The organism is Symbiopectobacterium sp. Eva_TO, from assembly GCF_053848865.1.
Map to the genome: position 1 here is coordinate 532,016 of NZ_JBSPEY010000004.1, position 24,834 is coordinate 556,849.

20 protein-coding genes and 6 pseudogenes are annotated in these 24,834 nt (G+C 48.4%); 20 read left to right on the forward strand and 6 right to left on the reverse strand.

Annotated elements, in window-relative coordinates:
* Nucleotides 1-17: 17 nt before the first annotated feature.
* Together ACWWJF_RS04745 and ACWWJF_RS04750 are read right to left on the reverse strand one after the other, a co-directional pair.
* Nucleotides 18-626 (reverse strand): annotated as a pseudogene (locus ACWWJF_RS04745) (IS110 family RNA-guided transposase); the annotation flags it as partial.
* Between the two features lie 67 nt (nt 627-693).
* A pseudogene (locus tag ACWWJF_RS04750) lies at nt 694-831 on the reverse strand (transposase); the annotation flags it as partial.
* 322 nt (nt 832-1,153) lie between these two features.
* Between ACWWJF_RS04750 and ACWWJF_RS04755 the strand changes: the two are divergent.
* Nucleotides 1,154-1,848, forward strand: a protein-coding gene (locus ACWWJF_RS04755) for an IS1 family transposase (RefSeq protein ID WP_455868802.1) whose coding sequence is annotated in 2 segments (ribosomal slippage) — nt 1,154-1,397 and nt 1,397-1,848 — 696 coding nt in all. Because the reading frame shifts where the segments join, the coding sequence is not laid out codon by codon here.
* A 143-nt stretch (nt 1,849-1,991) separates the two neighbouring features.
* On the opposite strand, the pseudogene ACWWJF_RS04760 reads toward ACWWJF_RS04755, so the two are convergent.
* Nucleotides 1,992-2,305 (reverse strand): annotated as a pseudogene (locus ACWWJF_RS04760) (DHCW motif cupin fold protein); the annotation flags it as partial.
* A 105-nt stretch (nt 2,306-2,410) separates the two neighbouring features.
* Entirely contained in the window at nt 2,411-3,631 is a 1,221-nt protein-coding gene (locus tag ACWWJF_RS04765) for a sensor domain-containing diguanylate cyclase (protein ID WP_455868803.1), read from the reverse strand.
* A gap of 176 nt (nt 3,632-3,807) precedes the next feature.
* On the opposite strand from ACWWJF_RS04765, the gene ACWWJF_RS04770 reads away from it, so the two are divergent.
* A protein-coding gene (locus ACWWJF_RS04770; protein WP_455868804.1) for an IS3 family transposase occupies nt 3,808-4,976 on the forward strand; the annotation gives its coding sequence in 2 pieces (ribosomal slippage) (nt 3,808-4,063 and nt 4,063-4,976; 1,170 coding nt in all).
* Nucleotides 4,977-5,307: 331 nt separating this feature from the next.
* Here ACWWJF_RS04770 and ACWWJF_RS04775 read toward each other — a convergent pair.
* Both ACWWJF_RS04775 and ACWWJF_RS04780 read right to left on the reverse strand, forming a co-directional pair.
* Nucleotides 5,308-6,515, reverse strand: a protein-coding gene (locus tag ACWWJF_RS04775) for an IS3 family transposase (RefSeq protein ID WP_455870930.1) whose coding sequence is annotated in 2 segments (ribosomal slippage) — nt 5,308-6,194 and nt 6,194-6,515 — 1,209 coding nt in all. Because the reading frame shifts where the segments join, the coding sequence is not laid out codon by codon here.
* Between the two features lie 547 nt (nt 6,516-7,062).
* Nucleotides 7,063-7,907 (reverse strand): IS5 family transposase gene (locus ACWWJF_RS04780; protein WP_455868805.1). Its coding sequence is split into 2 segments (ribosomal slippage): nt 7,063-7,562 and nt 7,562-7,907, totalling 846 coding nucleotides; the frame shifts between segments, so codons are not numbered across the junction.
* A 152-nt stretch (nt 7,908-8,059) separates the two neighbouring features.
* On the opposite strand from ACWWJF_RS04780, the pseudogene ACWWJF_RS04785 reads away from it, so the two are divergent.
* The 18 genes and pseudogenes from ACWWJF_RS04785 to sicA all read left to right on the forward strand — a co-directional run.
* Nucleotides 8,060-8,472, forward strand: a pseudogene (locus ACWWJF_RS04785) (IS1 family transposase); the annotation flags it as partial.
* A 90-nt stretch (nt 8,473-8,562) separates the two neighbouring features.
* Nucleotides 8,563-9,776 (forward strand): IS3 family transposase gene (locus ACWWJF_RS04790; RefSeq protein WP_455870931.1). Its coding sequence is split into 2 segments (ribosomal slippage): nt 8,563-8,890 and nt 8,890-9,776, totalling 1,215 coding nucleotides; the frame shifts between segments, so codons are not numbered across the junction.
* Between the two features lie 78 nt (nt 9,777-9,854).
* Nucleotides 9,855-11,185 (forward strand): annotated as a pseudogene (locus ACWWJF_RS04795) (IS4 family transposase).
* A 96-nt stretch (nt 11,186-11,281) separates the two neighbouring features.
* A pseudogene (locus ACWWJF_RS04800) lies at nt 11,282-11,578 on the forward strand (IS1 family transposase); the annotation flags it as partial.
* Between the two features lie 146 nt (nt 11,579-11,724).
* Nucleotides 11,725-12,480 carry a helix-turn-helix domain-containing protein gene (locus ACWWJF_RS04805; protein ID WP_455868806.1) on the forward strand — a complete coding sequence of 252 codons (756 nt, stop codon included), beginning with the start codon at nt 11,725-11,727 and terminating at the stop codon, nt 12,478-12,480.
* Between the two features lie 6 nt (nt 12,481-12,486).
* Complete coding sequence (sctC, locus tag ACWWJF_RS04810; RefSeq protein WP_455868807.1) at nt 12,487-14,169, forward strand: type III secretion system outer membrane ring subunit SctC; 1,683 nt, start codon at nt 12,487-12,489, stop codon at nt 14,167-14,169.
* Nucleotides 14,160-15,290 carry a type III secretion system gatekeeper subunit SctW gene (sctW, locus tag ACWWJF_RS04815; RefSeq protein ID WP_455868808.1) on the forward strand — a complete coding sequence of 377 codons (1,131 nt, stop codon included), beginning with the start codon at nt 14,160-14,162 and terminating at the stop codon, nt 15,288-15,290. The genes sctC and sctW overlap by 10 nt, the downstream gene beginning before the upstream one ends.
* A gap of 36 nt (nt 15,291-15,326) precedes the next feature.
* Entirely contained in the window at nt 15,327-17,375 is a 2,049-nt protein-coding gene (locus ACWWJF_RS04820; protein WP_455868809.1) for an EscV/YscV/HrcV family type III secretion system export apparatus protein, read from the forward strand.
* A gap of 16 nt (nt 17,376-17,391) precedes the next feature.
* Complete coding sequence (locus ACWWJF_RS04825; protein ID WP_455868810.1) at nt 17,392-17,793, forward strand: InvB/SpaK family type III secretion system chaperone; 402 nt, start codon at nt 17,392-17,394, stop codon at nt 17,791-17,793.
* Nucleotides 17,793-19,085: a type III secretion system ATPase SctN gene (gene sctN, locus ACWWJF_RS04830; protein ID WP_455868811.1), complete on the forward strand. Its 1,293-nt coding sequence runs from the start codon at nt 17,793-17,795 to the stop codon at nt 19,083-19,085. The genes ACWWJF_RS04825 and sctN overlap by 1 nt, the downstream gene beginning before the upstream one ends.
* Nucleotides 19,075-19,521, forward strand: a complete 447-nt coding sequence (locus ACWWJF_RS04835) for a hypothetical protein (RefSeq protein WP_455868812.1) — start codon at nt 19,075-19,077, stop codon at nt 19,519-19,521. The genes sctN and ACWWJF_RS04835 overlap by 11 nt, the downstream gene beginning before the upstream one ends.
* Before the next feature lie 5 nt (nt 19,522-19,526).
* Nucleotides 19,527-20,474, forward strand: a complete 948-nt coding sequence (locus ACWWJF_RS04840) for a SpaN/EivJ family type III secretion system needle length determinant (RefSeq protein WP_455868813.1) — start codon at nt 19,527-19,529, stop codon at nt 20,472-20,474.
* A 53-nt stretch (nt 20,475-20,527) separates the two neighbouring features.
* Nucleotides 20,528-21,418: a FliM/FliN family flagellar motor switch protein gene (locus ACWWJF_RS04845; RefSeq protein WP_455868814.1), complete on the forward strand. Its 891-nt coding sequence runs from the start codon at nt 20,528-20,530 to the stop codon at nt 21,416-21,418.
* Complete coding sequence (locus tag ACWWJF_RS04850) at nt 21,402-22,067, forward strand: EscR/YscR/HrcR family type III secretion system export apparatus protein (RefSeq protein WP_455868815.1); 666 nt, start codon at nt 21,402-21,404, stop codon at nt 22,065-22,067. Before ACWWJF_RS04845 ends, ACWWJF_RS04850 begins: the two co-directional genes overlap by 17 nt.
* A gap of 15 nt (nt 22,068-22,082) precedes the next feature.
* Entirely contained in the window at nt 22,083-22,337 is a 255-nt protein-coding gene (locus tag ACWWJF_RS04855) for an EscS/YscS/HrcS family type III secretion system export apparatus protein (RefSeq protein ID WP_455868816.1), read from the forward strand.
* Between the two features lie 8 nt (nt 22,338-22,345).
* Nucleotides 22,346-23,104: a type III secretion system export apparatus subunit SctT gene (gene sctT / locus ACWWJF_RS04860; protein WP_455870932.1), complete on the forward strand. Its 759-nt coding sequence runs from the start codon at nt 22,346-22,348 to the stop codon at nt 23,102-23,104.
* Nucleotides 23,105-23,151: 47 nt separating this feature from the next.
* On the forward strand, nt 23,152-24,207 hold the full coding sequence (locus ACWWJF_RS04865) for an EscU/YscU/HrcU family type III secretion system export apparatus switch protein (protein WP_455868817.1): 1,056 nt from the start codon (nt 23,152-23,154) through the stop codon (nt 24,205-24,207).
* Between the two features lie 100 nt (nt 24,208-24,307).
* Nucleotides 24,308-24,826, forward strand: a complete 519-nt coding sequence (gene sicA, locus ACWWJF_RS04870) for a type III secretion system translocator chaperone SicA (RefSeq protein WP_455868818.1) — start codon at nt 24,308-24,310, stop codon at nt 24,824-24,826.
* The last annotated feature ends 8 nt before the right edge of the window (nt 24,827-24,834 follow it).

Consider the following 24,834-nt stretch of genomic DNA (forward strand, 5'->3'; position numbering starts at 1 on the left):
GAACAGTTATTTAGAGAGAGTGCCTGCCCAAGTTCTCTTTCGAGCTCTGCTATCTGCCCAACCAAATATTGGTAATGATCGTGTAATCGAAGCAGCAACTGTGCCAGATAAGGTGGCAAGTCATTATCAGCCAGAACAGCTGAAAGCCTTTTGATTACCGCAATACCTTTCGGCATGCTGATACCAAACTCCAGTAAAAAAGCATGCATTTGGTTAGTCGTTTTAACGTTGTCTCTGACCAACGACTCCCTGACGCGATGCAAGGCTCGCATAGCCTGCTGAGCCTCAGTTCTTGGCTGCACAAACCGCATGGAAGGGCGTGATCCGGCTTCGCATATTGCTTCGGCATCAACGAAATCGTTCTTGTTGCTCTTGACAAAAGGGCGGACAAACTGCGGAGAGATCAACTTTACTTCATGCCCCAGCTCACTGATCCGACGAGCCATAAAATGGGCACCGGCGCAGGCTTCCATTGCAACGGTAGTAGGTGTACACGTAGCCAGAAACTCGATGAGTTTGGTGCGGGTAAACTTTTTCCGCAGTAATGCCTTGCCTGATTTATCCTGACAATGAATGTGAAAAGAATGTTTGCCGAGATCGATACCAATAAGCGTGACGTTTTGCATGATGGCCTTCTCCATAAAGAAACACCCTGTCAGCGTACCGCTCACAGGGTGGGGGTGACCATCTCATTAGGCCAAACACGCGTTTCATCATCAGGACTGTGGTGATGGCCATATCTGAGTAGTGGAGCGGTCGTCCACGCCGTTCAGTAGTCGTATTTTCCGTCCATGCAGCAATGGCTGATTCATCTAGCCATACGGTTAGAGACATATCGTTATACACATCTTTTGGCCATTTTTTGAACAGGATGCTCAGAACCCCGTGAATTAAGGCATTCAAGCCATCCCATTGGCTTTTTGAGGTTCAAAATGCCACTCTGAGATAAACCCGTAACTCATTGATTAAACAGTGCGTTAGAACGATGTGTATAACGATATGGGTTAGAGAACCGCGCTGCTTGAGGGCCTTGTTATAGGAGGGCCAGTTAGTGATTTTAAAATTTTGTTTTGCCATGGAGACCTGATGTTGAAACAACTATGGTGATCTGATCCGATGATTACCCAAACTTTCTATTTATTCAACAAAGCCCGTGGTTACTGTTTTTGTTCATTGCCCTCGCTGCCATTCAGATAAAGTTTATCGACATGGCCTTAGTCCAACTAAGCGCGAACGCTTCCGGTGTCACTGCTGTCGCCGTGTATTCCAGCTTACCTACCGCTATGAAGCGCGAAAGCCGGGAGTCAAAGAGCAGATCGTTGATATGGCCTTCAACGGTGCCGGTGTTCGCGATACCGCCAGAACGTTGAAAATCGGCATCAATACGGTCATCCGGGCTTTAAAAAGCTCTCGCCCCGCAGGATAACGTCTTCTCCCGTTGCTCACGCCGACGTCGCCCTTATCTGTGAACTTGATGAGCAATGGAGCTTCGTTGGCAGTAAGGCACTACAGCACTGGCTCTGGTACGCTTACAATACCAAAACGGGCGGTGTTCTGGCCTACACTTTTGGCCCCCGAACCGATGAGACCTGCCGTGAATTGCTGGCTCTGTTGACACCGTTCAACATCGGCATGATTACCAGTGACAACTGGGGCAGCTATGCAAGAGAGGTTCCGAAGCAGAAACATCTGACTGGCAAGATCTTCACGCAACGCATAGAGCGCAATAACCTGACGCTCCGTACCCGCATTAAACGACTGGCGCGTAAAACGATTTGCTTCTCGCGCTCCGTCGAGATCCACGAAAAAGTCATCGGAGCCTTCATCGAAAAACATATGTTCTACTAATTGGAGTCATTACCGCTTTTTCTTGGTTAGCGTAGATTAATCTTTAATTTGCGGATTTATTTTCTGTACCGAGATTACCTTCTCGGTCGGCTCTGCATTCAGTGCCACACAACACACCATCTGCGTTTTCAGTCAACAATAAACAGCTTGGCGCCTTTGGGGGATGTAGAGCGATGTGCTTCTGCCTGGTCTGCGACTTGATAGCTAACGCCGGGCGTTAAGGTAAAGGTTCTGCCGTCATCTAGTTCGGTGAGCAACTCGCCTTCAAGGCAAAGAAGAACATGACTTTTTTACACCAGTGATCCGCAATGTATCCCGCAGAGTACTCCACCATTCTTACGCGAATATCGCCGAAATGCTGTGTACGCCATAGTGCATGGCCGACGTCGCCGCTGTGCGTTGTCGGTTCAATCAGTGACCAATCGGTGATAACAAACGGAATATTTGCCATGTGCATTTTGAGGTTACCTTATTATGATTTGCGTGCAGGACCCTCATTGTTAGCAGATATCGTTACTCCGCTTCAAGTGAAGTCATCATTACCTTTTGTCTCGCATGCATATCACTGTATGAGGGGATGATGGGGTGCGTCCCGTTGATCGTCATCTGGGGCGGCAACCACCCGGTTTCTCCCTTGGTTTTTGGCCGCGTAAAGGGCGGTATCGGCATGGTGAATCAGTCCGCTGACAATCATATGCAGCGGCCTGTCTTCCGGGCTGGTCTGATCGCTGTTCAACGTTGCAACGCCGATGCTGATGGTGAGGTAACCCGTTGCGCTGGCGCTGTGCGGTAATCGCAGTGCATGTATGTTTTCCCGCAGGCGTTCGGCAACGGTTACCGCTCCCGCCTTGTCGGTATGCGGTAAAATCACCAGAAACTCTTCGCCGCCGTAGCGGCTAACGTTATCGTCGCTGCGCAACCGCGAAGAAAGCAGCGTTTTTGCTACCGTGCGCAGGCAGTCATCGCCTGCCTGATGGCCAAACGTATCGTTGTAGTGTTTAAAAAAGTCGATATCAGCGAGACACACCGAGAGTGGGATGCGTTTCTGTAGGGTACGGGTTATTTCTTCAATCAGGCATTCGTCCATCTTACGGCGGTTAAACAGCCCGGTAAGGTGGTCGTGTTGCGCATATTGTTGCAGCACTTTATTGGCGTCGGCGAGCTTTTGCTCTGTCTGACTGCGCCGGGTGATATCAACCCAGGTGACGGAGAGCCCCACCACGTTCTCACTGGCATCCCGCACTGGCACTGGCTGGGTGTAATAGCAGCGATCGAGCCAGGTAACTTCACGGCTAGGGATATCCCACCCTTTGTCGGCCAGCGTGAAATCGGTTTCAAATTGGGACCAACAATCGGGCATTATGGTGGATACATGGAGTTCTGACGCAGGCTCGTCGCTGTGATTCAGCAAACGCATCATGGCCTTGTTGGACATCACAAGGCGACCCGCGCGATCGATCATGCAGAGTGCAACGGGCGTGGTGTCATAGATGGTTTCCAACTGCAAAACCCTTTCACCGAGCGTTGATATATTGCGATCAACGCCGCGATAACCGCGCAACTCACCGTCGGGACCAAACAAAGGAATGCCGCTAGTTTCCAGAACCACAATTCGGCCATCAGCCCGTTGATTGCGATTCACCAAGCCTGAGAAAGGTCTTTTGGCCGCAACAATTTCACCGAACGTTTGCCCAACCCGTTCTGCTTCACCCGGCGGCATAAAATCAAACGGTGTTTTGCCTATCACTTCTTGCGGGGTAAATCCCAGTAGTTCGGTGACCACCTAAGAGGCCCAGGTATAACGACCCTGTGCGTCGACTTCCCATACCCAATCAGAGTTGTGATGGAGCAATTCAAACAGATGGTTTACATCGACCTCGTCGAAGTGTAGTGGCACACTGATACTGGCCACCTGAGCGGAGGTGATATGCTCACCTCATCAACACGACAGGTGACCTCATGGGTAAACATTTTACGGCGGAATTTAAGCTCGAAGCCGCAAAGCTGGTTGTCGACCACGGCTACACATACGTTAAGGCCGCAGAGGCGGTTAATGTCAGCCATTCTGCCATTAGTCGCTGGGTCAATAAGCTTCGCCTTGAACGACAGGGAAAAACGCCAACGGGACTTCCTCTTACCCCTGAACAGCTCGAGCTGCGTGAGATGAAGAAAAAAGTCCAATGCCTTGAAATGGAGAACGAAATCCTAAAAAAGGCTACGGCGCTCTTAATGTCGGACTCACTCAACGGTTCACGGTAGTCGACAGGCTGAGGGCGCGATACCCGGTCACGGCGTTGTGCCAAACTTTTGAGGTACATCGCAGCAGCTACAGGCACTGGCAGGCTTCCGCTAATGAACCCGACGGTGAGCGCGTGGTTAAGTGTAGCCGCGTCATGGAAGCCTGGAACGCCAGCGGCGGCTCTGCCGGCGCTCGAAGTATCGCGACCATCGTCACCGGCAGCTCCGGTGTCAAAATGGGGCGCTGGCTGGCTGGCAAGCTGATGAAGGAGCTGGGTATCGCCAGCTGCCAGCGACCGGCTCACAAATACAAACGCGGCGGCAATGAACACGTTGAAATACCGAACTATCTCAACCGCCAGTTCGCGGTTACCGCGCCGGATCAGGTCTGGTGCGGCGATGTGACCTACATCTGGACGGGCAAATGCTGGGCTTACCTTGCGGTGGTGCTAGATCTGTTCGCCCGCAAACCGGTGGGCTGGGCCATGTCGACGTCGCCGGACTCGGCGCTGACAGTTAAAGCGTTGCAGATGGCCTGGGAACTCCGGGGACAACCAACAGGAGTCATGTTCCACAGCGACCAGGGCAGCCACTATACCAGCCGTCAATACCGGCAAGCCCTGTGGCGCAGCCGGATAAAGCAGAGTATGAGTCGGCGGGGTAACTGCTGGGATAATGCGCCAATGGAGCGGTTCTTCCGCAGCCTGAAGACAGAATGGGTGCCGACAAAGGGTTACAACAGCTTCAGCGAAGCCCAGGACGCGATTATCCGCTACATCACGGGGTATTACAGCGCTATCCGGCCTCACTGGTATAACGGCGGCTTAGCTCCAAACGAATCTGAGCGACTGTTCTACATACAGTCTAATGCGGTGGCCAATATTAGTTGACCACTACAAAGCCCAATGGTTTTTCTTCATCATTTTTCATTATTATCGGTACGTCCAAAATGTATGCAGGCAATTGGCGCAATAGAATAAGAATACACGTTACACAGAGGAGAAAGTATCTGGTATTGATGAAATGGATTTAGAAATATTACAGAGACAACCTTGCCTACAGGTCAATGGACTGTTTTGAGGGAGTGCGGGTTCGCTCATTGGCAATATTGATAATGATCCCCTTGCTGCGTTACGTTAAACGTCATGCGACGCTCCTCACTATCGGAGCAGGATACATCATTGTGATCTTGACCCACCATCTCCGGACAGCTTTTGTATCTTAAGTTAACGATGCCCGCTGGCGCCGATATTCTCTTGGGGAGTTGTATCCCAGCGCACTGTGCGGATGGTTTTCATTGTAATGATTGAACGCCGCTGCAAGATTCTTCAGCGCTGTTCGCACATCGGGTTTTGGCATGAAGGCGATGTAATCTTCCTTCATCGTCTTCACGAACCGTTCTGCCATGCCGTTACTCTGTGGACGGCTCACTGCTGTTGTGCAGGGCTCCAGATTCCGTTCTCTGGCGAACTTCCGCGTTTCATGCGCTGTGTACGCTGAACCATTATCCGTCAGCCATTGCACTGGTTTATCCGGCAGCGCGCTACCGAAGCGTTTTTCCACCGACCTCAGCATCACATCCTGCACGGTTGAACTGTCATAACCCCTGGTGCTCGCTGCCCAGTCTATGGCCTCCCGGTCGCAGCAGTCCAGTGCGAACGTCACCCGCAGCTTCTCGCCGTTGTCACAACCGAACTCGAAGCCATCTGAGCACCAGCGCATATCGCTCTCTGCTACCGCGATTTTGCCTTTATGCTCCCGCTTCGGACGTTCAGTTTTATCATGCAACAACAGCAGGTTATGCTCGCTCATTATCCTGTAAAGCCGTTTGGCGTTCACCGGTGGAAGTCCCTCTGCACGACGTTGCTTACGCAGGATACCCCACACTCGGCGGTAACCGTAACTGGGCATGTCGCTGATGATACGGAGGATGTCCGATAATATCTCAGCATCAGCTTCGTCATTACGCCGGTTGCTGCGCCTGTCCAGCCAGTCGGCAGAACGGTTAACCCGCAGTGACAGCTGCGCACGCGACACGCTCATGGCGCGGCTGACCAGAGCTATTCCCCGTCCTTTGGCAACAAGGGCGCGTGCGCTATCCATTTTCGCGACTGGCGGTACTCCACTGCTTCTTTGAGGATCTCAACTTCCATCGTCTTCTTACCCAGAAGGCGCTGTAGCTCCCGGACCTGCTTGAGGGCAGTCGCCAGCGCCGAAGCTGGAACCACTTCTTCTCCGGCCGCAACGGCGGTGAGGCTTCCTTCCTGGTATTGCTTCTTCCACTTAAACAAAAGGCTGGGCTGGATGCCATGCAGGCGGGCTACATGGGAGACGTTCATCCCCGGCTCCATTGTCTGCTGAATGATGGCGATTTTCTCTTGCGGAGTTTTACGCTTACGGACTTCTTGCCCTAACAGGATCCCGGTCATTTCAGAATTATCATGATTGTTAGACATAGATCTAAGCCTATCTCTTATCTGGAGATACAGCTACTGTCTGGTGTTACAGGGGGCTACATCAGAGCATTGGGATGCGCTTGGGCTTTGTTGAATAATAGGGAATCGTGCTGTTTTACTATGCGCATTTTGGTAGAAAATGCTTATCACCTCAGGCATTCCGTTTTCTCATGATGCTTAACTGCATGATTTTACGTTGCTGGAAACAATCGTTTTACTGGGCTGGTAGCATAAAATCTGTTTATTCAACAAAGCCATGCGCTTGATGAATTTGAAGGTGAGGAGTATGCCAGGGTGCCGGTAGACGTCACGACAAAAGAGGGAGAGATCGTCACCTCTTTCATCTACATGGTGGTACCCGAAGCTCGCTAATACGGCGGCGTGAGTACTGCCTTTCCACGTATGATGGTGAGCCTGCTATAAAAAAAGCGCCTTTTACGTGCACCGTGTCCACTGTCGTTATCTGTAATCCTGTAAATGTTGATTCGGATTATGTTCATTTAACTTTAGGCTGTGTCCCTTAATTACATAACCTCTGGTAAAACAGGCGGATGCAGCCCAGTTTCAACATTGCCAGATAATTCCTCGCCGTTTTGTCGTAACGTGTCGCAATGCGACGGTATTCTTTCAGACGGCCAAAGCACCGCTCAACAACGTTCCGATTGCGGTAGGCGTCACGATCGAGCTTTGAACGACCATCCACCGCCATTTTTTCAGTGGATTTTCGGGGGATGACAGTTTTTATACCTCTGTTTTTCAGCTCGTTACGTAATACATGCCCGGAGTACGCCTTGTCAGCGAGTACCGCATGACCACGGCGTTTCATACTGCCGTTCTGGCGTTGAACACCAATACCGTCCAAAAGACGTAGTGCAAACTGACTTTCATGAGCCTGACCGGGGCTCAACACGATGTTTAACGGAAGACCACTTCCGTCTGTAGCCATATGGATTTTGGTGCCAAAACCAGCTCGAGAGCGACCCAGCCCATTATCTCCGGTGATATCGGGATGTTTTTTTGAGCACCGGCAGCACATTTCAGCGCCCTGATATTGCTACCATCCAGCGCAGTCGCTGACCAGTCCACGAGGCCATAGGCATCAAGTGATGAAAGTAAATTATTGAAAATAATGTTAATGACTCCCGATTTTGACCATCGGTTAAAGCGGTTATAAACGGTTTTCCATGGGCCGTATCGCTCAGGTAAATCACGCCATGGGGCACCAGAGCACAGCCCCCAGAACATGCCATTGATAATCATGCGATGCTCAGCCCATGGGCGTCCGGCCTGTGGTGTTGCTGGTTCAGCAGGGAGTAAGGGCTGGATGATAGCCCATGCTTCATCGGGAAGGTCGTAGCGAACCATAGTTCAAAATGATGTAGAAACAAATAGTTAGTATAACTCATGGGATTAAGAGACACAGCCTAATTCTCTTTATGAAATAAAATATAAAAAAAGCGGTAATGCCTTCAAATAGTTGGCTTTTGTGATATTCTGCCGCTATTTGAGGTTTCCACGTGGTTACTGTTTTTGTTCATTGCCCTCGCTGCCATTCAGATAAAGTTTATCGACATGGCCTTAGTCCAACTAAGCGCGAACGCTTCCGGTGTCAGTGCTGTCGCCGTGTATTCCAGCTTACCTACCGCTATGAAGCGCGAAAGCCGGGAGTCAAAGAGCAGATCGTTGATATGGCCTTCAACGGTGCCGGCGTTCGCGATACCGCCAGAACGTTGAAAATCGGCATCAATACGGTCATCCGGGCTTTAAAAAGCTCTCGCCCCGCAGGATAACGTCTTCTCCCGTTGCTCACGCCGACGTCGCCCTTATCTGTGAACTTGATGAGCAATGGAGCTTCGTTGGCAGTCAGGCGCTACAGCACTGGCTCTGGTACGCTTACAATACCAAAACGGGCGGTGTTCTGGCCTACACTGATGTAGCCCCCTGTAACACCAGACAGTAGCTGTATCTCCAGATAAGAGATAGGCTTAGATCTATGTCTAACAATCATGATAATTCTGAAATGACCGGGATCCTGTTAGGGCAAGAAGTCCGTAAGCGTAAAACTCCGCAAGAGAAAATCGCCATCATTCAGCAGAGAATGGAGCCGGGGATGAACGTCTCCCATGTAGCCCGCCTGCATGGCATCCAGCCCAGCCTTTTGTTTAAGTGGAAGAAGCAATACCAGGAAGGAAGCCTCACCGCCGTTGCGGCCGGAGAAGAAGTGGTTCCAGCTTCGGCGCTGGCGACTGCCCTCAAGCAGGTCCGGGAGCTACAGCGCCTTCTGGGTAAGAAGACGATGGAAGTTGAGATCCTCAAAGAAGCAGTGGAGTACCGCCAGTCGCGAAAATGGATAGCGCACGCGCCCTTGTTGCCAAAGGACGGGGAATAGCTCTGGTCAGCCGCGCCATGAGCGTGTCGCGTGCGCAGCTGTCACTGCGGGTTAACCGTTCTGCCGACTGGCTGGACAGGCGCAGCAACCGGCGTAATGACGAAGCTGATGCTGAGATATTATCGGACATCCTCCGTATCATCAGCGACATGCCCAGTTACGGTTACCGCCGAGTGTGGGGTATCCTGCGTAAGCAACGTCGTGCAGAGGGACTTCCACCGGTGAACGCCAAACGGCTTTACAGGATAATGAGCGAGCATAACCTGCTGTTGTTGCATGATAAAACTGAACGTCCGAAGCGGGAGCATAAAGGCAAAATCGCGGTAGCAGAGAGCGATATGCGCTGGTGCTCAGATGGCTTCGAGTTCGGTTGTGACAACGGCGAGAAGCTGCGGGTGACGTTCGCACTGGACTGCTGCGACCGGGAGGCCATAGACTGGGCAGCGAGCACCAGGGGTTATGACAGTTCAACCGTGCAGGATGTGATGCTGAGGTCGGTGGAAAAACGCTTCGGTAGCGCGCTGCCGGATAAACCAGTGCAATGGCTGACGGATAATGGTTCAGCGTACACAGCGCATGAAACGCGGAAGTTCGCCAGAGAACGGAATCTGGAGCCCTGCACAACAGCAGTGAGCCGTCCACAGAGTAACGGCATGGCAGAACGGTTCGTGAAGACGATGAAGGAAGATTACATCGCCTTCATGCCAAAACCCGATGTGCGAACAGCGCTGAAGAATCTTGCAGCGGCGTTCAATCATTACAATGAAAACCATCCGCACAGTGCGCTGGGATACAACTCACCTCGTTATACACAAGTCCGCAACGCCTTATATGCCAAGGGTTAGCGGGCTGAAATAGGCAGCCGGTGGGGTTGTAAATGAAGTGAAACCGACGTGTACTATCGCCATTTACGGCGCTGAAAAATGACACGGGATTCAGATGGCTGGGCACACCAAGAACTGGAAGGGGTAAATCTTGGTGACACGAGGCTCAATAAGCGCGCCAAAGGGCTTTTGATACGGCGGGCTGAGAATCCGCAAGCCAGCATTCCGCATGCGTGCCTCGGATGGTCTGAGACGTTGGGTGCTTACCGCTTCATGGAGAACCAAGCATTCGAATGGCGAGACATTCTGCAACCTCACTGGCAGCGTACGCAGGAAAGGATCCGAGAACACGAGGTTGTGCTGTGTATCCAAGACACTACCGAGCTTGACTTCAACGGGCAGCAAATCCAAGGCTTGGGTCCCTTGAACTACGAAGCCAGGCGTGGTCTGTACCTGCATCCGACCTACGCGGTCAGTTCGGATCGCGTGGGGTTGGGCGTACTGGATGCGTGGATGTGGGCAAGAGAGCCGAAGGATGCAGACGGAAAACGCGATGGGATCAAGGAGAGTACGCGCTGGCTCGAGGGATACGAGCGAGTTGCTGAACTCGCCTCGGAGTTGCCAAACACACGTCTGGTGTACTTAGCCGATCGCGAAGCGGATATCAAGGCATTGATGCAGCTCGCTGATGACCTTGGCACTCCGGCTGACTGGTTGATCCGCTCGACTCATAATCGCAGTCTGGACTGTAATGAGAAGCTTTGGCAGAAGGTTGGAAAGACCGTGCCGGTGGGAGAAATCCAATTCGTTATGGCGGCTCGCGCGGGGCAGAAGGCGCGTACGGTGAAACAGGCGCTGCGCGTGAAGCGAGTGTCGCTGCGTTGCGGGTTGGCAGTGACTTGTGTGATAGCCAAGGAAATTGAGCCGCCAGCAGGCGTGAAGCCGGTCGAGTGGCGGTTGCTGAGCAATCGCGTACCTGAAGGACGAGAAGATATCGTGGAGCTGATCGACTGGTATCGGGCTAGATGGGAAATCGAGATGTTCTTCAATGTGCTGAAGAACGGCTGCTGTGTCGAAGCGTTACAGTTATCGACCGTGGATCGCATTGAGCGGGCATTGGCGCTGTTCATGATCGTGGCATAGCGCATCGCCTATTTAATGCGTATGGGACGAACCTGTCCAGAGCTGGACGCAATGTTGTTCTTTGATTCCGACGAGACTCATGGCGCTTACCTACTGATGAACAAGCGTATGCCCAAGGGCCGCCCTAAGCTAAACGAAGTATTGCGCTTAGTTGCGCAACTCGGAGGCTTTCTTGCTCGAAAAGGCGACGGTGAACCAGGCGCAAAAACTATCAGGAAAGGCTTGCAGAAAGTCAGACGGCCGCCGAAACGCTACGCGCGCTCAGGCACGAACAGAGATGTGTATAACGAGGTGGATACAACTCCCCAAGAGAATATCGGCGCCAGCGGGCATCGTTAACTTAAGATACAAAAGCTGTCCGGAGATGGTGGGTCAAGATCAGTGTTCTGGCCTACACTTTTGGCCCCCGAACCGATGAGACCTGCCGTGAATTGCTGGCTCTGTTGACACCGTTCAACATCGGCATGATTACCAGTGACAACTGGGGCAGCTATGCAAGAGAGGTTCCGAAGCAGAAACATCTGACTGGCAAGATCTTCACGCAACGCATAGAGCGCAATAACCTGACGCTCCGTACCCGCATTAAACGACTGGCGCGTAAAACGATTTGCTTCTCGCGCTCCGTCGAGATCCACGAAAAAGTCATCGGAGCCTTCATCGAAAAACACATGTTCTACTAATTGGAGTCATTACCAAAAAAGCTATTCCCTCTTATAATTTGATGGTGGTGCCGGAAGCAGGAAGGCCAGCCATTATTATCTCATCAGGAATGCCATTGGCGAGACTTTATACTGCATCGAACGTTTGGATGCAAAAGAGCTAATCAATGGAAGATATGGGGCAATACCGTCAGCTTAATGTTGGCGAGGAATATCAGTTCTCTCAGTATGCTTTATTACTGGCACAGAACAGCGGGCAAGAATGTTACCTTCGCTTTCGCGACAAAGCAAATACGGCGGAATGCACAATCCCTGCTAACCAGCGACGTTTGCTTGCTATCGCACCGGCCACAGTTACCGTTGAGCACGGTGAATTAGATTGCTTATTTCTTGATTTTACGTTGCTGGCAAAATTGCAAGTTTTTATCGATAAATCAATGAGTAAGGAAAGTATTCACTGTCCACGATCGCTGCTGGCAAGCATGCCAACGACACTTGGCAACGAGCCTGAGCAAAAGGAGCTGGAATATTGGCTGCTGCATCAGACGTTGTTGGGAGCGGAGGGCATGGCGTGTTTTTCCAATGTATTGAGACAATCTGAATGGTATGCCCTGGTTGAGTTTCTTTTTGATTCTTATCGAAGTAATTCCACCCAGCGTTTGCAGACGCTCTGTGCTCGTTATGGGCTCTCGGTTTCTCATTTTCGACGCTTATCGCGGCGCGCATTGGGCAATACGGCAAAATCTGCGCTACGTGATTGGCGTCTGGGGCAGGCACTGTTTGAATTGATTAATGGCGATAATAATTTAACGACTATCGCAATGAATCATGGATATGCATCACTTTCTCATTTTTCCAATGAGGTGAAAGAAGTGATTGGTGTTTCGCCAAGGAATTTGAAGAAATTATTGCAAGCGAGTTAAAGTAAGATGAGTACAGATTTTTCGACAAAAATACGGGCATCAATAGCCATATTACTGTTTGTACTAATGCCAATACAGGCATTTGCAGAAACAGTAAATGAGAATAATCAATCTTCTCGCCAGGGAAGCGGATATATGGCCCGGCAGGAGAGTGTGAATGGCATTTTTGATGCTATCTCTGCTGCCATGAGAAAACCCGTGATTTTAAGTAAGCTGGCGGCACGTAAGAAAGTCACCGGTGAGTTTGATCTGAGCCGTCCGCAGGATGTGTTGGTATCGGTATCCGAGCAGCTTGGACTGATTTGGTACAGTGATGGCCAGGCAATTTATGTCTATGACGCAACGGAAATGCGTAATGCAGTTATCGTTTTGCGTAATACTTCATTCAGCACGGTTGAAAGCTTTTTGAAGAACTCCGGTTTGCACGATCCTCGCTTTCCTCTGCGTTCGGATAATCGCAATTCCACTTTTTATGTGTCTGGCCCGCCAATCTATGTCGATCTGGTCACGAGTACGGCGAAATATCTCGATCAAAAAAATGATACCTTCGACGGGCGAGAGAGCATTGCCGTGATTCAGCTACACAACACTTTTGTTGAAGACCGTTCCTTTAAATACCGCGATGAAAAAATCGTCATTCCAGGCATTTCGACGGTGATAAATAAAATTATCAGTACCGGACCGACGGCAGGGAGAAGCATGCAGGTGGTGCCGAGTAAACGGGTCAAAACTGAACTGGATACCGTCGATCTGCCGCAGGATTTGCTTGACAGCTATGCGCATGAAGATGCGATGGCTGCAGCGAATATTGCTCGCAACGCCAGTGAAGTGAGTGTTATTGCCGAGCCCGGAACTAATAGCCTTCTGGTGCGAGGAAACCCTGAGCAGGTTGAATATATTCGTAATCTGGCGAAAACCTTGGATGTCGCCAAGCGGCATATTGAACTTTCCGTTTGGATTGTGGATTTACAAAAAGAAGCTTTCGACAATCTTGGCGTTCAGTGGAGTGGCAATCTGAATGTTGGAGGCAATCTGGGTATTTCGCTTAACGGAGGCACGAGCACGATTGATGGCGCCAGCTTTATGGTTACGGCATTGGCATTGAGTGAGAAGAAAAAAGCCAACATTGTTTCCCGCCCCATGCTGCTGACCCAGGAAAATATTCCGGCTATTTTTGACAACAGTAGAACCTTCTATGCCAGCCTGGTGGGTGAACGCACCGCCCAGTTAGAAAACGTCACCTACGGTACCTTGGTCAGTGTACTTCCTCGTTTTACCGAGAACGGGGAAATTGAAATGATGCTGAACGTTGAAGATGGTAGCCAGTTTGATACAACAAAAACCAATGATTCCACGTTACCTGAAGTTGGCAGAACCAATATCAGCACCATCGCCCGCGTGCCGAAAGGAAAAAGCTTGTTGATTGGCGGGTATACCCATGATGAAAGAAGCACGGTGGAAGGGAAAATACCGCTGTTAGGTGACATTCCCCTGCTTGGCAAACTGTTCCAATATTCTCGCGACCGAGAATCAAGCATGGTGCGGGTATTCCTGATTCAGCCAAGAGAGATTGATGCACCGTTATCACCGGATGCACACACGATGATTAACGATATACGCAAAGATCTGGGTAACGATCAATTGCAAAACTGGATGACCAATTATTTGGACAGCCAAAAATGGCGATAAGCATTGGGTCTGGTAGTTCTTCTCTCCAGCTTCAGATGGCTCGACGAGAGAAGCAGAACGCAGAAAAAAAAGTTTCTGCTGAACAGAGTAATGTTCCATCTGGCGATGAAATGCAGGATATGGAAGATCTTTCTCCTGCAGCCAGAGCGCAGAAGTTGTATAACGCTGCGGATGATATGTCTGAGGTTGCGGGACGTTTTCGCCAGCGCAGGGAATATGAAAAGAAATCAAGCGCAATGGAAGAAAGCAGCTTTGAGCGCGTGTTAGATGATGATGCTCAGCCGAAGGTGGGCAAGCTGCTTCAAGCCCTGAATGGGAAAGAAGGGGCGGCTATTATGCGTTTTTTACAACAGGCGCGCGCATTGTTTCCAGATGAGAGCGATCTGGTGATGGTTTTACGCGAGTTGTTGTATCGACGAAATCTGGATGAGATACGCCGGAAACGTCTCAAAGCGCTGCTGTCCCAGGTTGAAAAAGAAGCGGACCCCAAGCGCTTAAAAGCCGGAATTAATGTTGCGCTAAAGGCTCGGTTATTAGGCTCGACGCTCAAGATGACTCCCACATTACTGCGCGAGAGCTATCGAAGCTTTTTAGCCAATGATGATACGGATCTGATGCAGTACCAAACGTGGATATCGACCTATGGCGTTGAAAATCGCGGAATCCTGACCACGTTTATGGAAGATGCGCTGTTGGCGGATATTGACGCGGCTGATCCCAGCTGTAGTCATTCGGAGTTTTTCTTTCTTCAGGAAAGAATAAAGCAAATTAAGCGTATCCGATCGAGTGATATTTTGTTTGTGCAGGGGTTACTCAAGAACCCTCTTATTCGCGATGTTGATGAAAAAGAAGAGACCTGGCTGCTATTGCTCTTCGGCATGATCGAACACACTGATGATGTGGATATGTTGCTTTCGCAAACGGTAGGTCATCATTTACGTTTTGCAGAACATAAAAATCGAGCGGTAGTTTTACAAATGATCTACTACTATTGCAAAAAATTACCTCATGAAGTTTTTTTTTCAGAGGAAGAAAGAATAAAATTATTGATGTGTTTTGAAGAAAAACTCAATACAGCGTTATACCACGAGCGAATTGAACAGCGGAAAACCGCACAGTGATTTCTATACATAAGTTGAATAAAATAGGTTGATAGGATGATTGACTTTTTAAATCGGGTAAGGAACCATCCGGAACTCTTTATTCTTATATTGATTGTTGTGATCATTTCTATGTTGGTTATTCCTCTGCCAACCTATTTGGTCGATTTCTTTATTGGGTTAAACATTGTTTTGTCCATTCTGGTTTTTTTAGCATCGTTTTATATTGATAAAATACTGAGCTTTTCAACATTTCCCTCTGTGTTGCTGATTACAACGCTGTTTCGATTAGCGCTATCCGTGAGTACCAGTCGCCTGATCTTAAACGATGCAGATGCGGGTGAAATCATTTCCACGTTCGGTGAATTCGTTATTGGGGAAAACCTGGTCGTTGGGTTTGTGATTTTTGCAATAGTCACCATTGTGCAATTTATGGTGATAACCAAAGGTGCCGAACGTGTCGCTGAAGTAGCAGCACGTTTCTCTCTGGATGGCATGCCAGGAAAGCAAATGAGTATTGATGCGGATTTGCGCGCGGGCTCCATTGACGCTGAAGATGCCATGTCACGGCGCAGTGTGGTCGAGCGTGAAAGCCAACTCTATGGCTCGTTTGATGGTGCGATGAAGTTTATCAAGGGCGATGCGATTGCCGGAATCATCGTTATCTTCATCAACTTCATTGGTGGCATTAGCGTCGGGGTATCCATTCATGGCATGGATATGTCAACCGCGCTCTCTACCTATACGATGTTGACGATAGGTGATGGTCTGGTTGCTCAAATCCCGGCGCTGTTGATCGCCATTGGCGCGGGTTTCATTGTGACGCGTGTCAATGGTGATGGCGACAACATGGGTCGCACCATTGTTGATCAACTGTTCACCAACCCCTCAGTACTGGTGATTGCGGCGATTATTGCCTTGGGCATCGGCAGCCTGCCAGGATTCCCCTTTTCTGTATTTATGATTTTGGCATTGCTGCTCGCCGGACTTTACGGTTATCAACGTTGGAAAAACAAGAAGGCACAGACCGCTCTCGAGGGGGCAACGTCACATCAACCTTATGAAGGGGATGTGTTGGCCGAAGCGGAAAGCTCACTGGGTATCATTAACAATCTGAATAATGTTTCAGCAGAAACGGTGCCTTTGATTCTTGTCGTTAACAAAAGCGATGAACAGATGCTGGGAAAGGCGAATATTACTGAACGCTTTCGCAGCCAATTCTTTATTGACTATGGGATAAACCTGCCGGAAATAACGGTGAGAGCGTCCGAGCACATAGAACCTGAAACAGTCTCTGTGTTAATCAATGAAATTAGCGCAGAGCGTTTTCAAATAAAATTCAATGAATACCGCGTTGTTAACGGTTCTGACGAGCTGCTACACCTTGGAATACCGGTGTCTACCATTGATAACATGCAATGGATTGCCGAAGAACAGCGAGAATCTGTTGCTGCATTAGGGTATCAGCTGCGTAGTGGTATTGATGAAATGTATTACACCTTGGCCGCCGTGTTGATTCGTCATGTTAATGAGTATTTCGGCGTTCAGGAAACAAAGCATATTCTCGATAAAATGGAAGAGAAATACCCTGACCTGATGAAAGAAGTTATGCGCCATGCCACTATTCAGCGAATTTCTGAAGTATTACAGCGCCTTTTGAGTGAACGTATTTCAGTGCGTAATATGCGGTTAATTATGGAAGCCCTTGCCCAATGGGCACCGCGTGAAAAAGAGGTTATTTCTTTAGTGGAACATGTTCGTGGTGCACTCTCACGTTATATTTGCCATAAATTTTCTGTGGGAAATTCGCTTCGCGTGATTATGTTATCCGCAGAGTTTGAAGACCATATTCGGCAGAGTATTAGAAATACCTCAACGGGTGTGTTCCTTCATATTGAACCTTCTGTGGCAGATGAGTTGATTGATCGGTTTGCACTGGCCATGGAGAGTGTCGCGATGTCTTGTAAAGATTTAGTTGTGCTCTCCTCGGTGGATATACGCCGTTTCTTAAAGCGTTTTCTCGAGTCACGCTTTAAAGATCTTGAAGTTATATCGTTCGGTGAAATAACCGATACGGTATCAATCAATGTGGTGAAAACCATTTAATTAAGGAAGAACTGAAATGTATATTGATATTGTAAAATTGGTTCGTGATGCGCTACTGCACAGTGGGGTGGATGAATCCATTCTGAGTGATTTTGATGGTCATTCAACCATTGCGCTCGATTTTGAAAATTATCCCAGCTTGTTAATTAGCAATGTTGATGGGCAGATATGGATCTGGTCACAGCTCAGTGAAAATACACCCGGGTTATTGCAGCATAAATCAGCCCAAATCCAGGAAAAAATTATGGAAGGGTGCCATTTTGCGATGACTGGGCAATTACAGATTGCCATTAACAATGACACCATCGAATTAAAAGGGTTGGTACATCCTGACTATCTGACTGATGGTGCTCGCTTTGCAGATGCAATGGACGAATTTTTCCAATTGCAAGAAGCTTTTTTGGGAGTGATTCGCTAATGGCGAACCGACAGCTCTTACGTCAACAAGCACATCCTTCGCGCCTGTCTGGCTCCATCATTGAAGCACGATTGCCCGGTGTGACTGTCGGGGAAGTCTGCGAAGTTCGCCAAGGCTGGAGCCAGCCAGAGATCCTGGCCCGCGCTCAGGTATTGGGGTTTCATGGCGATACGACACTGCTGAGTTTGATAGGTAATGCGCAAGGTTTGTCGCGAGAGGCGGTAATTTGTCCTACAGGGACAGGGCTGTCGGTAGTAATAAGTCACGACCTGCTGGGTTGTGTGCTGAACCCGTTTGGTGAAGTTGTGGAGCGATTAGCAGGAGAGGAGCGAGGGTTTGCCTGGCAGCGCCGCACCATAGATGCGCCGCCACCACTGTACCAGGGCCGAGTGGGTATCCGGCAGCCGTTTTTGACCGGAATCCGAGCCATTGATGGGCTGATTACTTGCGGCGTGGGTCAGCGCATGGGTATTTTTGCATCGGCAGGGTGTGGGAAAACGACCTTGATGCACATGCTTATCGAGCAATCACAGGCTGATGTTTTTGTGATTGCGCTTGTCGGTGAGCGTGGGCGTGAAGTGACGGAATTCATTGAAGCATTGCGTCAGTCCGATCGTCAGAGTCAGTGTATTTTGGTTTACGCGACTTCAGATTATTCATCGTTGAATCGGTGCAATGCGGCGCAGGTTGCAACCACCGTTGCTGAATATTTTCGTGATGCAGGCATGAATGTCGTGCTCTTCCTGGATTCGATTACGCGTTATGCCAGGGCGCTACGCGATGTGGCGTTGGCAACGGGGGAGTCACCGGCGCGGCGCGGTTATCCTGCCTCGGTATTTGATGCCTTGCCCAAGCTATTGGAACGCCCAGGCGTCACTCAAACGGGAAGTATCACGGCCTATTACACCATTCTTTTGGAAAGTGATGATGAGCCGGATCCCATCGCGGAAGAGATTCGCTCAATTCTCGATGGTCATATCTACCTGAGTCGTAAATTGGCGGCCAAGAATCACTATCCGGCGATTGATGTGCTGAACAGTGTTAGTCGCGTTGCTAACCAGGTTTGTGACAGTGAACATCTTCACTACGCGGGCGAACTACGTCGCGTTTTAGCAAAAATTGATGAGCTGCAACTCTTTGTCGATCTGGGGGAGTATCAACCGGGCGAGAATGAAGAGAACGACCGTGCGATGAATAAACGCGATCGTTTGTTTGCCTGGTTAAAGCAACGTGTCGATGAACACGCCGATTTCAATACGATAACCGATGAGATGAAACGTCATGCTTCGTGAAATGAAAACGTTGGTTGGGCATGTTGCCTTAAAAATTCAGCGTAATGATGTTCTGCTCAATAGAAAAAAAAGTGAGCACAACACATTAATTACCCAGATAGACAGCTTCGAAAAAGAGATTTCAGCTATTGAGATGCTCAGCCGAAGTTTGTATCCCGGAGGCGAAACCAATAAAGCGAAAATCTTCGCGATACAACGGCGACAAGGTGCACTCAAGAAGAAATTGGCGGACATCAAAGTTCAAAAATCTCAAAAAATTCTCGAACAGGAAAAGTGTGAACAAGAGCGTCTGGCGATATTCGAAAAAAGGAAGCTGCTCGATAGAAAGATAAAGAAATATGAATCGCTCCAACACCAAGTTCGAAAAAATAAGCGTATCAGAGATGCCAAAATTGAAGATAACGAGATAGAGGAAAGAATATCATGGCGACGTTAAATGGAGTGAAAGCCATTTTTTCTGGCAGTAATCCCAGCATGGGAGAGAATGCGACGCAAAGTTTAAAACACATGGTTTTAAATGCCATAAAGCAAAAAGTAAAACAGGTGAAGAAAGGACACGAGGAAGGTGCCTTACCCCCTGTAGCGCTTTCTCACGCCTCGCTATCCGCAGCACTACCGGAACTGCATGCCAGCCTGGGCAAATGGAGAGAACGCGGGCGAGGAAAAGTTACGCTGTCCACGCAGTCAGAAACGCGCACCGAGGTGGGCAAGACCGTAAATATCAGCGCGACTGAGGTAGCGTTTGGTAAGGGGGTACCAAGGAGTAAAACAGACCAACTAATTGATTTATACGTATTTTCTGCCAGTGTGGGGGAAAAAGTGGCGATAGTCGGTGGGTTGCATGGTCAGTCTGCTGCCATTGCACTTCAGGAGCGTCGTGATACACCACTTTCCCACGCGATAGTCAGTCAGGTAGCAGATATGGCTGTTTTGCCCTCTACGAGCATGCCTTCAGAAATGCCTGCCCCCAAGGCTGAAAGTGAGCACTCACCATCTTCCATTCCACTGCCTAGTGATGTGCAACACCGCTCGTTCTCGGGGGAGACGTCGGCACGTGGTGCGGATAACGCGTTCGCAGGGGCGGGCCGGCAGCCACTTCCCTCTGAGGCAATACTCAGAAACATCGGTAATGCCGCCTTAAATGAAACGGCGTCTGAGAAGCAATTGCTGTACCGCTTTTCGGATTGGGGAGATGGCCATCAGGTCAATGTGCTGATAGGCGCGCACGCCAAGGCACCACATGTGTTGCAGGTTTCTGATCCGTTGGTTCATCAGCGCTTAGCGGATTATGAGGGGCAGGGTCAAGGCGATCCGGAATGGGTGTTTTCTGAGGAAGATGAGCAGCCAAAGAAAGAGCACAACACATTTGCCAATGAGGAAAATGCGTGATTGGTCAACACCTACGCGGCTATTCAAAGCGCGAACTCTCCGAGCGCCGCAGAGTGAAAACCTGGCAACACCAAGGCTTTGACGTATGCCAGCGCTTGGTGCCAGGCAATCACCTGCTGCATTTTATTGCAGATACGGGATGGGAGGGCATTATCGATCTGGAGAGCTGGTTTTGCCACCGAGTGCCTCAAAGCGCTGCATTGTCGAGTGCATCGTGGTCGCCAGCTCAGTTGGAGACCCTGTTCATCAATTGTGTACGGCCTATTGATGGGTTGCCGCAAGACCTCGCATATCAACGTTTGGAAAGCAAAGGTCGGGTGGAAACATCATCTGTTCCACCACAGACTTACGCCTGCATGACATCGCAAGGGCGCGTATGGCTGCATACCTTTCCTTCCCACCCCACGTTGGACGAGGGCATCCGCCATTTGAAGGCAGACGATCTGCCTTTATCCATCCAGTTTCAAATTGGCTACAGCCATATCTCTACGGCTTTGCTCAAACGCGTTCAGCGTGGTGATGTGATACTGGTAAATCATGAAGAATGTACGGTTGCCTCATCAAACCATGTTTTGGGGCGCTTTATCAAAATTGAGGAGGGATTTATGTTTGATGAAACGGACGTTACGGCAATGTCAGAAAGTGAAAATGAATTATCTGCGTCAGAGCATATCAATGAGGTTGCTGTTACTCCAGTACGATCGCGTGACGAGATTAAAGTAAAACTCAATGTAGTATTGCAACAAAGCACTCTCACTGTTGCGGAATTGGAATCCTTTTATCAAGGTCAGGTTATTCCATGTCATCCTGATGCAGAACAGAATATATCCATTATTGCTAATGGTGTGCCGGTTGCCAAGGGTGAGTTGGTGTGGATTGAGGATCGTTTAGGTATTGAAATAAAAGATATTTATCAAGAGGCTGGTGATGTCTCAAGGCAATGATATTTCTCTGATTGCGATACTGGCATTTTCGACGCTTCTTCCTTTTTTAATCGCATGTGGAACCTGTTATATAAAGTTTTCCATTGTTTTTGTGATGGTACGCAATGCATTGGGACTTCAGCAAGTTCCTTCAAATATGACATTGAATGGCGTAGCGTTGATTTTATCTTTTTTTGTCATGTTGCCCGTGGTGAAAAATGGCTATGAGCAATTTCAGCAAGCCAATGTCGATACAAGGGACAGTCAATCGGTATTACATTTTGTTGAGAATGGACTGGATAGTTATCGGGATTATCTTGAGAGGTATTCTGATGCTGAATTGGCTCAGTTTTTTGAGCGGGCTCACCTTCAACGTGGAGATAATTCCGATAGTGAAGTGCAGGAAGAAGAGCGTACTTCTATCTTGGCATTATTACCCGCTTATGCCTTAAGCGAGATAAAGAGTGCGTTCAAGATAGGTTTCTATCTTTACCTGCCATTCGTTGTTATCGATTTGCTGGTATCCAGTATTTTGCTGGCGCTCGGTATGATGATGATGAGTCCCGTAACCATTTCAGTACCCATTAAATTGGTTCTCTTTGTTGTGTTAGACGGATGGACGCTATTGTCCAAAGGGTTGGTAACACAATACCTGGAACTGGCGTTATAGCCGTGGAGAGTCATCATGGATGAAATAGCGTTCGCAGGCAATAAAGCGCTTTACCTGATTTTGACAATGTCGGCATTACCTATTGTCGTAGCCACAATAGTGGGACTGTTGGTGGGTTTATTCCAAACAGTAACTCAACTTCAAGAACAGACATTGCCTTTTGGCGTCAAATTATTAAGCGTAGCGTTGTGTCTGTTTCTTATTTCCGGGTGGTATGGCGATATTATGCTTAATTATGCTCGTGAAGTAATAAGAATAGCACTTGAGTGATAAGCAATATGTTTACTGGAATTTTTTTCGACCTTCACACCTGGCTTTATGAAATGGCTATGGTATCTGCTCGCTTGATGCCTGCGTTTATATTGTTGCCCTTTTTCAACAATAATACGTTGACTGGCGCTATCAGGTTACCCGTTGCCTTGCTTACGGGCAGTGTGTTGTGGCCGCATACGGGAGAAGCGATAGCTGGGTACGATAACATCTGGTTTTTAATTTTAATTGGTAAGGAGTTAGCTGTTGGTCTGATCATCGCTGGTTTTCTGTGTTTACCGTGTTGGGTTATGCACGCGATGGGGAGTTTTATCGATAATCAGCGTGGTGCAACCCTGAGTAGTAGCATTGACCCACTTTCAGGCGTGGATACTTCAGAACTGGCTAACTTTTTCAACCTCTTTGCTGCCGTTATTGTGCTGCAAAGCGGTGGGCTACTGTTAATGCTGGAGGTTTTCGAGAAAAGTTATCAATTATGGCAACCTTATCAATTGGATATACCGGCCTATAGTACCGTTCTCGGGTTCCTTACGTTGGTGGTAAAGAATGGCGTTATTCTTGCGAGCCCTTTGATTATTATTTTTTTGTTGTCTGAACTTTTTTTAGGATTGCTGGCACGGTTTGCCCCGCAGTTGAATGCCTTTTCGCTGGCATTGACGGTTAAGAGCCTTATTGGATTCTTGTTGTTACTGCTCTATTTCACTCCCATATTGCCCGACCGCATTATGGATTTGCGCCTTTATCCCGTCGATCTACTTGGCTGGTGATGTCGTGGTTATCACGTCAGCGTGAACCTGAAGTATAAAGGGAATTTATGTCTGGAAGTAAAACGGAAAAACCGACTGACAAAAAGAAAAAAGACGCGGCGAAAAAAGGTCAGTCGTTTAAGAGTAAGGATTTGGTCATTGCTTGTCTGATATTGCTAGGCGTGCAGTACCTGATTAATTTTTCCGGCGTCTTTGAGTTGATGTCCATGTGGCGACTTGTCATCGAAAATGGTTTTACTCACGATGCGCTTGGTTATGCTGAAGCGATGTTTTGGACAGGGCTAAAGTTATTTTTGCCTTTCCTATTGCTTTGTATTGCTGCCTCGGTGTTTCCAACGTTATTGCAAACCGGTTTTTTGCTTGCCAGTAAAGCGCTGAAACTGAATTTTAATGCCTTAAACCCTGTTAACGGTTTTAAGAAATTATTTAGTTTGCGTACAATAAAAGATGTCGTGAAAACCTTACTTTTCCTGACGAGTTTTATCGTCGCCGCTATGGTATTTTGGAATAAACACAAACATATGGTTTTTTCTCAGCTCAATGCTGAGCCCGTACAAATATTTCTGGTATGGGGGAAACTCTTTGGCGCATTAATCTATCTATGTTTATCCTGCGCGCTATTGGTGTTTGTATTGGATGCGCTTGCCGAGTACTTCCTTCATATAAGAGATCTCAAAATGGACAAGCAGGAGGTTAAACGAGAATTCAAAGAGCAGGACGGTGATCCAGAGATAAAATCTAAGCGTAAAGAACTGCATGCTGAGCTATTGTCTGAGCAAATAAAAAATGACATTGAAAAATCAGCAGTAATTATTGCTAACCCAACGCATATTGCGGTTGGGATCTATCTCAATATGGAGGTGGTGGGTATTCCATTTATCTCTGTACTCGAGAGAAATCAGAGAGCACTTGCCGTCAGAGCTTATGCTGAGAAGGTGGGTGTTCCTGTTGTTGAAGATATTAAGTTGGCACGACGAATATTTAAAACCCATCAGCTATACTCTTTTGTCAGCATTGAGGAGTTGGATAATGTCATCGGTATCCTTGTGTGGTTGCAACAAGTTGAAAGTGATTGGAAAAATGAGAATGCCTCTCCCCCGTGAGCACACGGTGAATGAGCGTTCTTTATGTGAATATCAAATAAACGCATGGTTTAATAACGGTCATCAGCAGTAAGCGGTGACCCTACTGAGGAGAGTGAAAATGGAACAAAACACTGGTGTTATCACCGAGCAGGAAGCAACGTTATTAATGACCGCAACATTGGAACATGGGGCGACATTAAAAGAGATTCATGGCATTACTGATGACATGATGGAAAATGTCTATGCGTATGCTTATCAGGCATACAAAAATGGCCAGTTAGATGAAGCGGAAAATTTGTTCCATTTTCTTTGCCTCTATGATCTTAAAAATCCAGACTACTTTATTGGTTTGGGTGCTGTTAACCAGGTAAAGAAAAATTACAGCAAGGCGTGTGATTTTTATTCACTGGCGTATGTAATGGCTGAGAATGATTTCAACCCTGTCTTTTATTCTGGACAGTGCCAACTGCTTATGGGGAATGTTGTTAAGGCATTACAGTGCTTTGATATTATTTGCTCACGGTGTGAGGATTCATCTTTAGTTGCTAAAGCTAAAGCGTATATGAGTACTATTCGTCAAAATATGGGAGAGAGTGAAGCGTTAAATAACGCTAAGCTCTATGAGGAAACCGTTTAATTTCATAG

Bases quoted from the DNA above. Each gene is read 5' to 3' on its own strand.
- ACWWJF_RS04865 (WP_455868817.1), top strand. From the start codon at position 23,152: ATGTCTGGAAGTAAAACGGAAAAACCGACTGACAAAAAGAAAAAAGAC.
- sctC (WP_455868807.1), top strand. From the start codon at position 12,487: ATGAGTACAGATTTTTCGACAAAAATACGGGCATCAATAGCCATATTA.
- ACWWJF_RS04825 (WP_455868810.1), top strand. From the start codon at position 17,392: ATGTATATTGATATTGTAAAATTGGTTCGTGATGCGCTACTGCACAGT.
- ACWWJF_RS04855 (WP_455868816.1), top strand. From the start codon at position 22,083: ATGGATGAAATAGCGTTCGCAGGCAATAAAGCGCTTTACCTGATTTTG.
- ACWWJF_RS04850 (WP_455868815.1), top strand. From the start codon at position 21,402: ATGTCTCAAGGCAATGATATTTCTCTGATTGCGATACTGGCATTTTCG.
- sicA (WP_455868818.1), top strand. From the start codon at position 24,308: ATGGAACAAAACACTGGTGTTATCACCGAGCAGGAAGCAACGTTATTA.
- sctN (WP_455868811.1), top strand. From the start codon at position 17,793: ATGGCGAACCGACAGCTCTTACGTCAACAAGCACATCCTTCGCGCCTG.
- ACWWJF_RS04805 (WP_455868806.1), top strand. From the start codon at position 11,725: ATGGAAGATATGGGGCAATACCGTCAGCTTAATGTTGGCGAGGAATAT.
- ACWWJF_RS04835 (WP_455868812.1), top strand. From the start codon at position 19,075: ATGCTTCGTGAAATGAAAACGTTGGTTGGGCATGTTGCCTTAAAAATT.
- sctW (WP_455868808.1), top strand. From the start codon at position 14,160: ATGGCGATAAGCATTGGGTCTGGTAGTTCTTCTCTCCAGCTTCAGATG.
- ACWWJF_RS04820 (WP_455868809.1), top strand. From the start codon at position 15,327: ATGATTGACTTTTTAAATCGGGTAAGGAACCATCCGGAACTCTTTATT.
- sctT (WP_455870932.1), top strand. From the start codon at position 22,346: ATGTTTACTGGAATTTTTTTCGACCTTCACACCTGGCTTTATGAAATG.